Origin of the sequence: Sphingorhabdus sp. (assembly GCF_044357595.1) — a bacterium.
GTDB lineage: Bacteria > Pseudomonadota > Alphaproteobacteria > Sphingomonadales > Sphingomonadaceae > Sphingorhabdus_B.
In genome coordinates this window covers 25,417-38,466 of sequence record NZ_JBIKPH010000008.1, presented here as the reverse complement: position 1 = coordinate 38,466, position 13,050 = coordinate 25,417, and the positions used below count along the sequence as shown (strand labels likewise).

Below are 13,050 nucleotides of genomic sequence, written 5' to 3'. Positions count from 1 at the left end.
GATAGGCAGCTTCCAAAGCTCGGCCATATTGAAGCTTTCGTACACCTGCCCCTGATTGGACGCACCATCACCGAAATAGGCAAGGCACACACCGCCATCGTTCGCATATTTATGCCCAAAGGCAAGGCCCGCACCCAGTGAAACCTGCGCCCCAACAATGCCATGTCCGCCGTAAAATTTGTGCGCGGTCGAAAACATGTGCATCGACCCGCCCTTACCCTTTGATATGCCAGCCGCGCGGCCTGTCAGTTCGGCCATAATGATATTTGGATCTATGCCATAAGCCAGCATGTGGCCATGGTCGCGATATCCTGTTATCACGCTGTCCTTACCCGGCGTCAGCGCGGATTGCAGCCCAATCGCCACCGCTTCCTGTCCGATGTACAAATGGCAGAAACCACCAATAAGACCAAGGCCATAAAGCTGCCCTGCCTTTTCCTCAAATCGGCGGATAAGAAGCATGTCGCGGTAGAACTTCAAAAGCTCTTCCTTGTGCGCTTTATACGGCTTCGGCTCATCCGGACGCTCGCGGTTGGCGCGGGCTGCATCCTCGCTAACACTGGCCTTTTTGGATGATGTCTTCTTCACTGGGGTGGTGGCCAAAATTATTTCCTTTTGTGGAACTTTTATTTGCGCATGCAAAGTGCCTAATCAAAATGACCGTGCATGAAAAGCGCTTTTCCGCTGCGGAAAGCAGTAGATAGCTATTCATTTTGTGCGCGCCGCATCACTTTAGTGGAACGACAACCTCATCAGGGGCAACAACGTTCAATTCCTTGCGCATTAATTCCCCAGCCAAGTCGGGGTCGACATTATCCCGATCAAGCAATAACTGCCGGTTACGCAGAGCGTCCCGTTCCTTTTTCAATTTTGCCAACTCGATTTTCCGTTCGCCCAGTGCCGAACGATAATCGGTCCAGGCGATAATACCCGTCGGGCCAAGCAAGGCGTATGATGCTATGCCAAGCAAGGCAAAAAGCGCCAGTGCGGGGCCAACAACCGATTTTAAATATTCGGGTTTTTTATTGCTGCGGACCATCATTTAACTGAATCATATTTTACACGAAATGGCAAGAAAATCGGGCTCAGCGAAAAATGCTCCGTCCAGCATACACCGCAGAAGCGCCAAGCTCTTCTTCGATACGAATAAGCTGGTTGTACTTGGCTAACCGGTCGGAACGCGCAAGGCTTCCGGTTTTGATCTGACCGCAATTGGTCGCGACCGCAAGGTCAGCAATCGTCGCATCTTCGGTTTCGCCCGAACGGTGCGACATGACTGCCGTGTAAGACGCACGGTGCGCCATGGACACGGCGGCGAGTGTCTCGGTCAGGGTGCCAATTTGGTTAACCTTCACCAGCAAAGAGTTTGCTAAACCCTTGCCAATCCCCATGGAAAGACGCTCAGGGTTGGTAACGAACAAATCGTCACCCACCAACTGAACCTCTTGGCCAATTTTGTCCGTGACGGCCTTCCAACCTTCAAAATCATCTTCGCTCATGCCGTCTTCAATCGACAAGATCGGATAGTCCTTGCACAATGCCGCGAGATAATCCGCCATTTCATTCGGTGAGAGCGAAAGCCCCTCACCCGATATCTCGTATTTGCCATTGCGGAAAAATTCGGTTGCAGCGCAGTCCAGCGCCAATACCACGTCGTCGCCAGCCTTGAACCCAGCCTTTTCAACCGAGGCCATGATGAAATCGAGCGCGGCGCGTGTTGATACCAAATTCGGTGCAAAACCACCTTCGTCGCCAACTGAGGTCGCGAGACCCTTTTCATGCAGACCCTTCTTGAGCGTGTGGAATATTTCAGAGCCCCAGCGCACAGCTTCAGATATCGAGCCAGCGCCGACTGGCATGACCATGAACTCCTGAAAATCAATGGGATTGTCGGCATGTTCGCCGCCGTTGATGATGTTCATCATTGGCACCGGAAGCACATGCGCATTCACGCCGCCAACATATCGATATAACGGCAAGCCGCGCGCATCTGCCGCTGCCTTCGCGACGGCAAGACTGACCCCTAAAATCGCGTTAGCGCCAAGATTGGATTTATTGTCGGTGCCATCAAGATTGATCATCACCGCATCGATATTTTCTTGCTCTTCGGCGTCAAGCTCAACCAAAGCTTCAAAGATCGGACCATTCACCGCTTCAACAGCCTGAAGCACGCCCTTACCCATATATCTGGACGCGTCGCCATCGCGTTTTTCCATGGCTTCATAAGCGCCAGTCGATGCACCTGAAGGTACTGCCGCACGGCCAAAGCTGCCATCCTCCAACAAAACATCAACTTCAACGGTCGGGTTACCCCGGCTGTCGAGAATTTGGCGTGCATGAATGTCGAGAATTGCAGTCATAAAAAAAAGTCCGATTGCGCATGTGTAAGGATATTCCAGCGCGTCTATCCTTGTGTTTAGGATTTGGCAACGATGCACCGACATATCGATTTTAAAACTAAATTTGCGGTGCTATAGTTGTCTAAGGCACCCGCAATACAAATATCAGTTGTAGCAAGACATAAGCTTTAGCCACCCCATGTTACAAAGGAGTCATTTTTATGGCCGAAACCCAAAAACCCAAAGCTGTCGCCAAACCAGCGCCAGCAAAGAATTCGGCAAGCAAGCCAGCAACTGCCAAGCCTGCTGTTAAAACTACAGCAAAGTCGGCGACCGCTGCAACACCAAAGGCTGTGGCAAAAACACAACCTCCCAAGGGTGAGGCTGGGAACGTCAAATCGAAGGTCAAATCGGGCATGGATGATTTCAAAGCGCAGGCAACCGACAGCGTCCGTGCAGCCGCCACGAAGGGCAAGGATCGCGCCACCGAAGCTGTTGACAGCATCAGCAAGCTTATCCGCGACAGCGCGGGCACCATCGATGATAATGTCGGGAAGCAATATGGCGACTATGCGCGAAGCGCCGCCGATATGGTTGAGGGCTTTGCCGGCAAGATGGATGCCAAAGATGTTGACGCGCTTGCGGAAGATGCTCGGCATTTCGTTCGTAAAAGCCCAGCTATCGCCATAGGTGCTGCTGCCGCTATTGGCTTTGTTCTGGCTCGGCTTGTGCGTTCGGGCGGGAAAGACGCGTAAATCTTAAACACGGGCGGCATTGCAAAATGCCGCCAATGATTGATAAGCGGGTCCAATGAAGACAGATGATCCCAAATATGATGCGGCAGAAGACATTGAGCCGCCTATTGAACCAACCGCCAGCGAGCAGGTTACGTTGGTAATGGAGGATCTGCGCGCAATGGTTAAGGCAGAGATGCGCTATCATCGTTCACGGCTTGATTATAGCCGACATGTGTTAAGCTGGTCGTTCCGTTATGGAGCCATCGCAGCATTCGCATTCGGCGGTGCCTCTATCGCACTTGTTCTTGGCCTGGTGCTAACATTATCCCCGCTGATTGGACCATTAGGGGCTACCTTGCTCGTAACGATCAGCTTTGTAATCATTGGCCTCATTTTCGGTACAATGGCTCGAAAATGGATGCGGAAAGTTTACTTTCCGGAGATACAGAAAAATGTCGACGATCTTACCTGAAGAGCCGGACTTTACGGACCGTGAAAGTGTCATTTTATCAAATGCCGAAAGGCGTTATTTGCGGCGCAAGTTCAACGACAGCTTAGCTGTGACGCGTGATATTCTCAATCCACGAAATCAGCTCGCGCGTCTCGTTGAACGTAAAACGACACAAGCGAAACAGGTTGCAGGCGAAACAGTTCAAATTGCGAAACATAATGCGCCCATAATCGGTATAGTCGGAGTGGGCGCATTGTTGTTTGCGGCGCGCCGTCCGATTTCCCGTTGGATTTCTAGCCTGCGGAAAAGTAAAATCAAAAAGCCCAACAGCGATTAATATAGGAACGATATATGAGCAAGATTGGCGACAGCATCAAATCCGCAGCGGATAGCGCGAAGGCAAGAACCACGCAGTCAAGTGTCGCGGCGCGTAAAAAAGCATCGGCAGCTTTTGAAAAAGGTAAAGATACCGCGATCTCAAGCGTTGAGCAGTCTAAGGTTATCGCACGCCAGGCGAAGACAAAGACAAGCGAAGGTATCGACAAGAACCCGCTTGCGATGATAATAGGTGGGATTGCCATTGGTGCTATCGTCGGCGCGCTTCTTCCGCGCACGGAACGCGAGACAAAAATTTTGGGCAAGACTGGCAAAAAGCTTAACAAGAAGACCCGTAAAATAGCAGAAGCTGCAAAGTTGGCGGGCATGAGCCACGTCGACACGCTCGGCCTCAACGGCGATGCGGTGCGTGCGCAATTCAAAGAGTTTGTTAGCAAGGCTGCTCTTGCGTTAAGGGCCGCTGGTCAAGCCGCCACCGAAGCGGCCAAGGAAAAGAATTAAGGATAGTTTTTTGAACGATACGAAATTGCATCTAGTTTTTGGTGGCCGCGTTAAAAACCCACAGACATTGAAATTTACTGACCTCGAAAATTTGGATATCGTTGGCATGTTCCCGGATTATGCCAGTGCCGAGGAGGCATGGAAGGGCGCGGCCCAGCGAACAGTTGATGATGCCGAAATGAAATATGTAGTCGTGCACTTGCATAAGCTTTTGCAGCCGGAAGGCTGACTAAACTAGGGTCGCTTGATTACGCGCTTCGGTATCGCCACAACAACATTGGTCGCGCCAGAAGCAATCCGGCTACAAAACCACCAATGTGCGACCAGATTGCAATGGCGACACCAATTCCAGGGCCGACAAACCCCAAAGCTAGATTTAGACCTACCCACCCTAAAGTGAGATGGAAAGGCCGCGCATAAGCGGCCGGAATCGGTCCCCATGCCTTCGGCTTGTTGCTGGGAAACAACAGTGCATAAGCTCCAATAATGCCGGATATGGCTCCGCTTGCACCAATGGCTGGTGAACTCATGTCGATGGACAACGGCCATGCCATAAAAGACGCCAGCCATTCTGTTGCGGAGGCAGCGTAGGCAGACAAGAAATACAGGGACAGGTATAGCCCGCCGCCCAAAACGCGCTCCACCATTTTTCCAATCAGCAGCAGCGTCAACATGTTCATCAACACATGCGCTATGCCTCCGTGCAGAAAAGCTGCCGACAACGGCGTCAAATATGTTGGAACCAAAAAACCGGTGTCCGGAAACACCACAGCAACGTTGCTAAAGCGGATGGGGAAAAATCCTCCCGCCATCACCGCATAATTCCACCAAGATGGGACCAGCAAAACAGCCGCTATCGCCAGATTGATGATGACCAATTTATTTGTAACGGGGCCACGCGGAAACTGCATATCAGGCCACTCAGCGCTGCATACAGAAGCGCATGATCAGATAAACTCGATTTTAGAAACGAGGTAATATTTGTCGCCAGACGGCACCGTAACCTCGATTTCGTCCTCGACAATACGTCCAATCAGCGCGCGCCCCAATGGCGAATTGTAGGAGATACGGCCCGCTTTTGCATCTGCTTCGGTTTCACCGACCAGTTGGTAGCGGACTGGCTTGTCATTTTCGTCCATCAAACTGACAGTTGCACCGAAGACGATTTTGTCCCCAGACAATGTTGAAGGATCAATGATCTGCGCACGACCGATCTTGTCCTCGATCTCGGAAATAGAGGCCTCAACCTGACCCTGGCGTTCCTTGGCAGCATGATATTCGGCATTTTCCGACAAATCGCCATGGGCGCGTGCTTCCTCGATTGCTTCCACAATCATCGGACGCTCGTCACGAAGGCGCTTCAGGTCGGTCGTCAGCTTTTCGTAGCCTTCGGCCAACATCGGATATTTCTCAAAACTCGCCATCAGGCTAAAACCCTTCGTCACAAAAACGTCCCCACCGGATGAATGATGACCATCCATCCGATATGCAGTTCAATTGTTGGGGAAAGATACTGCTCGTGTTAGTAATAGTCTTGAAGTGGCCGAACTTCAAGTTGCCGTTGTTGCAGCGCGGCAATAGCCTGTGCAACGGCTACACTGCCCGCAGCGGTAGTATATTGCGAAACCTTGCCCACCAGCGCGGAACGGCGAATTTCTTCGCTGTCCTTCAGGCTCTGCCAACCCTCAGTTGTGTTAAAGATAAGTTGAATTTCGCCATCCTTGATCTTGTCGACAATGTGCGGACGACCCTGTGCGACCTTGTTGACGCGCTCAACCTCTATGCCCTGCGCCAACAGATAGTCTGCCGTGCCGCCGGTCGCACAAACGGTAAAACCGCACGCAATCGCTTGACGGACCGCAGGGACGATAACCGGCTTGTCTGTGTCTTTGACTGAAACAAACAACTTCCCGCTCATCGGTGGCGGCATCCGCGCACCGATTTGCGACTTGGCAAAGGCGGTCGCAAAATCACGGTCAATGCCCATGACTTCCCCGGTAGACTTCATTTCTGGCGAAAGCACTGGGTCAACCCCGGGGAAGCGGTCAAACGGGAATACAGCCTCTTTCACTGCGATATAATCGATATCGAGATTGATCGGCGGCAAATCCTTTAGCTTCTCGCCTGCCATGACGCGGGCGGCAATCTTGGCGATTGGCGCGCCGATTGCCTTTGCCACGAATGGCACCGTACGGCTGGCACGCGGATTGACCTCAATCAGGTAAACCTCATTATCCTTGACCGCAAACTGGATATTCATCAGGCCGCGCACATGCAAGTTCACCGCAAGCAATTCAGTTTGCCGGCGAATTTCGGCAATTATGTCCGCCTGCAGACTGTAAGGCGGAATGGTGCACGCAGAATCGCCGCTGTGCACGCCTGCTTCCTCGATATGCTGCAAGATACCAGCGACAACAACCTCGTCACCGTCGCACAAGGCATCCACATCAACCTCAATGGCGTCACGTAAATAGCTATCGATGAGGACTGGCGAATCGCCCGAGACGATCACCGCCGTCTGGATGTAGTTTTCAAGCTGCGCCTGCGTATCGACGATTTCCATCGCGCGGCCGCCAAGCACGTAGGATGGCCGCATCAATACAGGATAGCCGATAGTGTCAGCAACTTTGATGGCTTCATCGCGGCTACGCGCAATACCGTTTTCTGGCTGTTTAAGCTTCAGCTTGTTGATCAGCGCGGCAAAACGCTCGCGGTCTTCAGCCAAATCGATAGCGTCGGGTGATGTACCCAATATCGGTATACCCGACGCCTCAAGTGCCTTGGCCAAGTTCAAAGGCGTTTGCCCGCCAAACTGAACGATGACGCCCTTCAACGTGCCATTTTGTTGCTCCACATGCAGGATTTCAAGCACGTCTTCGGCCGTCAGCGGTTCGAAATACAGGCGATCCGACGTATCATAATCCGTCGACACGGTTTCCGGGTTACAGTTGACCATGATCGTCTCATAACCTGCATCTGCCAATGCAAAGCATGCGTGGACGCAGCAATAGTCGAATTCAATTCCCTGCCCGATCCGGTTCGGACCACCACCCAAAATCACGATTTTTTCGCGATCCGTAGGCGCGCTCTCGCATTCTGGCACGCCAAAGCTTGGCGCTTCATACGTCGAATACATATATGGCGTTTTTGCCTCAAATTCAGTTGCGCATGTGTCAATGCGCTTGAACACCGGTCGCACGCCGAGTTTATGACGTAGCGCACGCACTTCAATTTCAGTGACAGCACCCGCCATCGCGCGAGCGGCTTGCATAGCAATGCCCGAACCACGGCGGATTGCGGTTTCCATCCCCGGACGCACATTGACCGATTCCACCGCCAGATAAGCCAGACGCTTGTCTGAAAAGCCCATGGCTTTCAGGCGACGCAGCGCTTCCGCCGTATTGGGCAGGCCGTTGTTCTTAACATCATTCTCGGCGGCAATGATTTCCTCAAGCCGTTCGAGGAACCACGGGTCAAACTTCGCAATTGCGTGGATCTCAGCTACGCTCATGCCCTCACGCAGCGCTTGTGCCGCGACCAGCAAACGGTCAGGCGTCGCGCGGCTTAGTTCCGCAGACAGTTCATCCTTGGAAGCGCCCTTGAGCGCGTCGATATAGTTGAACCCTGACAGACCCGTTTCCAGACCACGCAGCGCCTTTTGCATGCTTTCATAGATGTTGCGACCAATCGCCATCACTTCGCCCACAGACTTCATGGCCGTGTGCAGAAGCGGCTCGGCACCCTTGAATTTTTCAAAGGCAAAACGCGGGATTTTGGTTACGACATAATCAATCGTCGGTTCAAACGATGCGGGCGTCGCGCCCGTGATGTCGTTGATAATCTCGTCGAGCGTATAACCAACCGCCAGTTTCGCCGCGACCTTGGCAATCGGGAAACCCGTCGCCTTTGACGCAAGCGCGGACGACCGCGAAACGCGCGGGTTCATTTCGATCACGATCAGGCGGCCATCGGCGGGATTGACCGCAAACTGTACGTTGGAGCCACCTGTTTCCACGCCGATTTCACGCAAGCAAGCTATGCTGGCATTGCGCATGATCTGATATTCTTTGTCCGTCAGCGTCAGCGCTGGCGCGACAGTGATGGAATCGCCGGTATGCACGCCCATCGGGTCAATATTTTCAATCGAGCAGATGATGATGGCGTTGTCCGCGCGGTCGCGCACGACTTCCATCTCATATTCTTTCCAACCGAGCAGCGATTCTTCAATCAACACTTCGGTCGTCGGCGATGCATCAAGCCCGCCCGTGACGATCTTGATAAATTCGTCGCGATTATACGCAATGCCGCCGCCTGTGCCGCCCATGGTGAAGCTTGGGCGGATGATCGAAGGTAGTCCTGTGCGTTCCAGAACCTGAAGCGCCTCTTCCAGCGAATGCGCGATACCCGACCGCGCCGATTCCAGACCAATTTTAGTCATGGCGTCGCGGAACTTGATCCGGTCTTCGGCCTTGTCGATGGCTTCGGCATCGGCACCAATCATTTCGACACCATATTTCGCCAGCGTGCCATCGTTGAACAACGCCAAGGCAACGTTCAGCGCGGTCTGCCCGCCCATCGTCGGCAACACTGCGTCGGGGCGTTCTTTTTCGATAATCTTGGCAACGATTTCGGGGGTGATCGGCTCAACATAAGTCGCGTCGGCCATATCCGGATCGGTCATGATCGTCGCCGGATTGGAGTTGACGAGGATGATGCGATAGCCCTCTTCGCGCAACGCCTTACACGCCTGCGTCCCGGAATAGTCAAACTCGCACGCCTGCCCGATAATGATAGGGCCGGCGCCGATTATAAGGATCGATTTTATGTCAGTACGTTTGGGCATTTTAACTCATATTTCCAAAAACCCTGGTCGCCTGATCATGGCTGTAACGAGGCGTGGAGAAGATCGTCGCGCGGATCATTAAAAACGGATCATGCATCATGCGCCTCATCCCATCATCCCCGCAAATTTCACGAACAGATAATGGCTATCCTGCGGGCCGGGTGAGGCTTCGGGGTGATATTGCACACTAAACGCTGGTTGGTCGGCAAGTTCGAAGCCGCAATTGCTGCCGTCGAACAGGCTGATATGCGTTGCCTTGGCATTGGCTGGCAAGGTTGCTGCGTCTACCGCAAAGCCATGGTTCATGCTGGTGATCTCAACCGTGCCGTCGCTTAGGCGTTTGACCGGATGGTTTGCGCCGCGATGGCCCTGATGCATCTTTTCGGTCTTTGCGCCGACGGCAAGGCCAAGCATCTGGTGCCCCAAGCAAATACCGAACAACGGCTTTTGGGTTTCAAGCCACTGTTTGATCACGGGCACGGCATACACACCCGTCGCTGCCGGATCGCCCGGGCCGTTCGACAGGAACAGGCCGTCGGGCGCGTGGCCCATGATTTCCTCAAACGTCGCTGTGGCAGAAACGATGGTTACATCGCAGCCTACATCCACCAGATTGCGTAGGATATTGTGCTTGATACCATAGTCGATGGCGACGACCTTTTTGCGTCCCTTGGCTGGCGCTGCATAACCAGCACCCAACTTCCAAAGCCCTTGATCCCAGCCATAAGTCTGCAACGTCGTCACATCCTTCGCAAGGTCCATGCCTTCCAACCCAGCCCAGGCCTTCGCCCGGGCCAACATGGCCGGCACATCGAAATCACCGCTGGCGGAGTACGCGATTACCGCATTTGGCGCACCAGCAACGCGGATAAGCCGAGTCAGCGCGCGGGTGTCGATGCCCGATATGCCGATGCGACCATTGGCCTTCATCCATGCGTCAAAATGCTGCGTACTGCGGAAATTTGATGGGTCGGTCACATCTTGCCGGACAATCGCGCCCAAGGCATGGGGGTTTAGCGCCTCAACATCCTCTGGGTTCGTGCCAACATTGCCGATATGGGGAAAGGTGAAGTTGATGATTTGCCCAGCATAAGAGGGGTCCGTCATCACTTCCTGATATCCGGTCATCGCGGTGTTGAAGCATACTTCGCCCACCGCCTGACCCTCTGCGCCAAAGCCCCTGCCCCAGACAACTTCCCCGGACGCCAGAACCAATACCCCCGTCGCTCCAGAAGGCGCGCGCGAAGAGTTGGGGTCGGCCATGATGGGGTCGCTCCTGATAAACAGTTTACAGCAATGTCGCTAAGGCACCGCGCCTAGAGATGGTCGGCACCAGCGTCAATGCCAATCTCGCCAACTTGAACGCGTTTCGGCATCTTAACTGTGGATGAAACCGGATTAAGACCCTTAACCAAGTTCCGGGTGACGGAATCTGGATGTTGGTCTAACAGCATCCTCCATCAAAATTCGGAAACTAACATGATTCGTGACACCATAAAAGCCGCCCAGATCACTGCCATGAAGGCAGGCGAGAAAGACCGGCTGGCCGCCGTGCGCCTTATCCTGGCCAAGATCAAAGACCGTGACATTGAATTGCGCACGGCATCGCAATTGCCCGATGACGACGCGATGGTGGTTGAGGTCATGCAAAAAATGATCAAGCAGCGCCGCGAATCAATCGCGCTTTATGAGCAGGGCGGCCGCGCAGAGCTGGCGGCGGTTGAGGCGGCTGAACTTGCGATCATCGAAGATTTCCTGCCGGCGCAGTTAAGCGACGCGGAAACCAGCGCCGCGATTGAGGGCATCAAGACGGAACTTGGCGCAGAGAACCTGAAAGACATGGGCCGCGTGATGGCGACGCTGAAAGAGCGCCATGGTCCGCAACTCGACATGAGCAAGGCCAGTGGGCTGGTGAAAGCGGCCTTGAGTTGATATTTGGGGCAGACATTACAGGACCGCGATAGGTGTCTCTTACCCCACAATGGCTTGATGAGTTGCGTTCGCGAACGACGCTTTCTGCGCTGATCGGACGCACCGTAAAGGTGACTAAGGCGGGGCGCGAGTACAAGGCCTGCTGTCCGTTCCATAATGAGAAGTCGCCCAGCTTCACGATCAACGACGAAAAAGGCTTCTACCACTGCTTCGGCTGCTCCGCCCATGGCGATGCCATCCGTTGGATGACCGACCAGCGCGGCCTTTCGTTCATGGACGCAATCAAGGAATTGGCAGCCGAAGCCGGAATGGATGTCCCTGCCCCTGACCCGCAAGCTGCAATGAGGGCGGAGAAGGCAAACAGCCTGTATGATGTTATGACGGCAGCGCAGGCGTGGTTTGTGACGCAATTGCTTGGCGTGGAAGGTGCTGCCGCGCGTGGTTACCTGAAACAGCGAGGTTTTACAGAGCAGACGATCCGCGATTTTGGTTTTGGTCTTGCCCCTGACAATCGCGCCGGCCTGAAGACCGCGCTTAAACAATTTGGCGACCCCATGTTGATTGAGGCAGGGTTGCTCATCTCGGTGGAGGAGAAAGCCCCGTACGACCGGTTTCGTGGCCGGTTGATGATCCCAATCCGTGACCCACGTGGCCGCGTGATCGCCTTTGGTGGCCGTATTTTGGGCGAAGGGGAGCCGAAATATCTCAACTCGCCAGACACGCCTTTGTTCGACAAGGGCCGTACGCTGTACAATCTGGACAAATGTTCTCCAGCTTCGCGGCAAACGGGGCGCGTGATTGTGGTTGAAGGCTATATGGACGTCATTGCATTGGCGCAGGCCGGCTTTGCCGACACCGTAGCGCCGCTTGGCACTGCACTTACAGAGCAGCAGATCCAGATGCTGTGGCGGATGACGGAAAAGCCATTATTATGCTTTGACGGTGACCCCGCTGGTCAGAAAGCCTCCATGCGGGCAGCTTTGCGGGCGCTACCACTGTTAAAGCCAGGCCACAGCTTGCAGTTTGTGACCCTGCCTGAGGGACAGGACCCGGACGATTTTGTGAAGTCATCCGGCGCCACGGCCCTTACAAAGCTTCTAGAAGCCTCTCAGCCGCTCGTGGAGAGATTGTGGAGGGCTGAGGTCAACTCGGGCCCGCTAGACACGCCAGAGGACCGTGCGGGGCTTAAACAGCGCCTTGGTGCGCAGACAGCAACCATCGCTGATGGCGAAATCCGCCGCCATTACGCCGATGCCTTTCGCGAACGGTTTGATAATCTGTTCGCGCAACGTCGAACAACGCTACCTGCGCGCTCAGGGCCGTTTGTGCGTGGGCAGAACCGTGACTGGCGTAAACCCCAGATCTTGCCGCCTGGCGCCGAAACCAAAAGCTTCAATGCCAAGGGATCTGACTTTCTTATTCAGGGTGTACTCGGCGCGCTGCTGCGCCATCCAGCGCTCATCCGACAACATCATGAGGCACTTAGCGACTTCATTCCGCCCGACGCGAATCACGCGGCATTGCTAAACGTTATGCTCAATGAATCTTTTACCAAAGAATCGCTTGATACAGACGGGTTAATTACCATATTGGACGAGAAGTTGTATAATGTCGCTTCAACTCTCCTGCACAGCAACGGCACGGTATTTGCCTTTAACCGCGAAGAGTTGATTGGAGGAAGCGACGGTTTGTCCAACGCTTCAAAAGATTTGGGTGAAGCAATTCGGCTGATGAAGCAGCGTCCTGCGCTGGAAGAAGCATTGGAACGCGCCACATATTTGGCGAGTTTAGAAATGACGGACGAGACTTTTGCCGAACAGCAAAGGTTGCGCCACGAAAAAAAGGTATTTGACGACCGCATCATCGAGTTCTTTCGGCGTGATGTGGACAGTTTGTAAGTTTAACGGGGAA

At 53.8% G+C, this 13,050-nt stretch carries 14 protein-coding genes; 7 read left to right on the top strand and 7 right to left on the bottom strand.

The window, feature by feature from the left end; genetic code table 11:
* The 3 genes from ACIQ2T_RS02515 to eno form a co-directional block, all read right to left on the bottom strand.
* A partial coding sequence (locus ACIQ2T_RS02515) for a thiamine pyrophosphate-dependent enzyme (RefSeq protein ID WP_397589433.1) occupies positions 1–609 on the bottom strand: 609 nt, incomplete at its 3' end.
* 118 nt (positions 610–727) lie between these two features.
* Positions 728–1,042 carry a septum formation initiator family protein gene (locus tag ACIQ2T_RS02510; RefSeq protein WP_397589432.1) on the bottom strand — a complete coding sequence of 105 codons (315 nt, stop codon included), beginning with the start codon at positions 1,040–1,042 and terminating at the stop codon, positions 728–730.
* 43 nt (positions 1,043–1,085) lie between these two features.
* Positions 1,086–2,360, bottom strand: a complete 1,275-nt coding sequence (gene eno, locus ACIQ2T_RS02505) for a phosphopyruvate hydratase (RefSeq protein ID WP_397589431.1) — start codon at positions 2,358–2,360, stop codon at positions 1,086–1,088.
* A gap of 200 nt (positions 2,361–2,560) precedes the next feature.
* Between eno and ACIQ2T_RS02500 the strand changes: the two genes are divergently transcribed.
* The 5 genes from ACIQ2T_RS02500 to ACIQ2T_RS02480 are packed head-to-tail and all read left to right on the top strand — an operon-like array spanning position 2,561 to position 4,593.
* Positions 2,561–3,094, top strand: coding sequence for a hypothetical protein (locus tag ACIQ2T_RS02500; protein WP_397589430.1), 534 nt, complete (start codon positions 2,561–2,563; stop codon positions 3,092–3,094).
* A gap of 55 nt (positions 3,095–3,149) precedes the next feature.
* Positions 3,150–3,548 carry a phage holin family protein gene (locus tag ACIQ2T_RS02495; RefSeq protein WP_397589429.1) on the top strand — a complete coding sequence of 133 codons (399 nt, stop codon included), beginning with the start codon at positions 3,150–3,152 and terminating at the stop codon, positions 3,546–3,548.
* On the top strand, positions 3,529–3,864 hold the full coding sequence (locus ACIQ2T_RS02490) for a hypothetical protein (RefSeq protein WP_397589428.1): 336 nt from the start codon (positions 3,529–3,531) through the stop codon (positions 3,862–3,864). The genes ACIQ2T_RS02495 and ACIQ2T_RS02490 overlap by 20 nt, the downstream gene beginning before the upstream one ends.
* Positions 3,865–3,878: 14 nt before the next feature.
* Positions 3,879–4,364, top strand: a complete 486-nt coding sequence (locus ACIQ2T_RS02485) for a hypothetical protein (RefSeq protein ID WP_397589427.1) — start codon at positions 3,879–3,881, stop codon at positions 4,362–4,364.
* A gap of 10 nt (positions 4,365–4,374) precedes the next feature.
* Positions 4,375–4,593 carry a DUF4170 domain-containing protein gene (locus ACIQ2T_RS02480; RefSeq protein WP_397589426.1) on the top strand — a complete coding sequence of 73 codons (219 nt, stop codon included), beginning with the start codon at positions 4,375–4,377 and terminating at the stop codon, positions 4,591–4,593.
* A gap of 19 nt (positions 4,594–4,612) precedes the next feature.
* Here ACIQ2T_RS02480 and ACIQ2T_RS02475 read toward each other — a convergent pair whose 3' ends face one another.
* The 4 genes from ACIQ2T_RS02475 to carA form a co-directional block, all read right to left on the bottom strand.
* On the bottom strand, positions 4,613–5,275 hold the full coding sequence (locus tag ACIQ2T_RS02475) for a rhomboid family intramembrane serine protease (protein WP_397589425.1): 663 nt from the start codon (positions 5,273–5,275) through the stop codon (positions 4,613–4,615).
* A 36-nt stretch (positions 5,276–5,311) separates the two neighbouring features.
* Positions 5,312–5,788, bottom strand: coding sequence for a transcription elongation factor GreA (gene greA, locus ACIQ2T_RS02470; RefSeq protein ID WP_306063038.1), 477 nt, complete (start codon positions 5,786–5,788; stop codon positions 5,312–5,314).
* 98 nt (positions 5,789–5,886) lie between these two features.
* Positions 5,887–9,207, bottom strand: coding sequence for a carbamoyl-phosphate synthase large subunit (carB, locus tag ACIQ2T_RS02465; protein WP_397589424.1), 3,321 nt, complete (start codon positions 9,205–9,207; stop codon positions 5,887–5,889).
* A 105-nt stretch (positions 9,208–9,312) separates the two neighbouring features.
* Positions 9,313–10,470 (bottom strand): glutamine-hydrolyzing carbamoyl-phosphate synthase small subunit, encoded by a 1,158-nt coding sequence (gene carA, locus ACIQ2T_RS02460; protein ID WP_397589423.1) that lies wholly within the window; start codon positions 10,468–10,470, stop codon positions 9,313–9,315.
* Between the two features lie 216 nt (positions 10,471–10,686).
* Between carA and ACIQ2T_RS02455 the strand changes: the two genes are divergently transcribed.
* Together ACIQ2T_RS02455 and dnaG are read left to right on the top strand one after the other, a co-directional pair.
* On the top strand, positions 10,687–11,139 hold the full coding sequence (locus tag ACIQ2T_RS02455; RefSeq protein WP_397589422.1) for a GatB/YqeY domain-containing protein: 453 nt from the start codon (positions 10,687–10,689) through the stop codon (positions 11,137–11,139).
* A gap of 32 nt (positions 11,140–11,171) precedes the next feature.
* Positions 11,172–13,037: a DNA primase gene (gene dnaG, locus ACIQ2T_RS02450; RefSeq protein ID WP_397589421.1), complete on the top strand. Its 1,866-nt coding sequence runs from the start codon at positions 11,172–11,174 to the stop codon at positions 13,035–13,037.
* Positions 13,038–13,050: the final 13 nt, after the last annotated feature.

What these genes read in the sequence shown, in the direction of transcription:
- eno (WP_397589431.1), bottom strand. Translation starts at nt 2,360, where the DNA reads ATGACTGCAATTCTCGACATTCATGCACGCCAAATTCTCGACAGCCGG.
- ACIQ2T_RS02510 (WP_397589432.1), bottom strand. Translation starts at nt 1,042, where the DNA reads ATGATGGTCCGCAGCAATAAAAAACCCGAATATTTAAAATCGGTTGTT.
- carA (WP_397589423.1), bottom strand. Translation starts at nt 10,470, where the DNA reads ATGGCCGACCCCAACTCTTCGCGCGCGCCTTCTGGAGCGACGGGGGTA.
- ACIQ2T_RS02495 (WP_397589429.1), top strand. Translation starts at nt 3,150, where the DNA reads ATGAAGACAGATGATCCCAAATATGATGCGGCAGAAGACATTGAGCCG.
- carB (WP_397589424.1), bottom strand. Translation starts at nt 9,207, where the DNA reads ATGCCCAAACGTACTGACATAAAATCGATCCTTATAATCGGCGCCGGC.
- ACIQ2T_RS02485 (WP_397589427.1), top strand. Translation starts at nt 3,879, where the DNA reads ATGAGCAAGATTGGCGACAGCATCAAATCCGCAGCGGATAGCGCGAAG.
- ACIQ2T_RS02455 (WP_397589422.1), top strand. Translation starts at nt 10,687, where the DNA reads ATGATTCGTGACACCATAAAAGCCGCCCAGATCACTGCCATGAAGGCA.
- greA (WP_306063038.1), bottom strand. Translation starts at nt 5,788, where the DNA reads ATGGCGAGTTTTGAGAAATATCCGATGTTGGCCGAAGGCTACGAAAAG.
- ACIQ2T_RS02500 (WP_397589430.1), top strand. Translation starts at nt 2,561, where the DNA reads ATGGCCGAAACCCAAAAACCCAAAGCTGTCGCCAAACCAGCGCCAGCA.
- ACIQ2T_RS02475 (WP_397589425.1), bottom strand. Translation starts at nt 5,275, where the DNA reads ATGCAGTTTCCGCGTGGCCCCGTTACAAATAAATTGGTCATCATCAAT.
- ACIQ2T_RS02490 (WP_397589428.1), top strand. Translation starts at nt 3,529, where the DNA reads ATGTCGACGATCTTACCTGAAGAGCCGGACTTTACGGACCGTGAAAGT.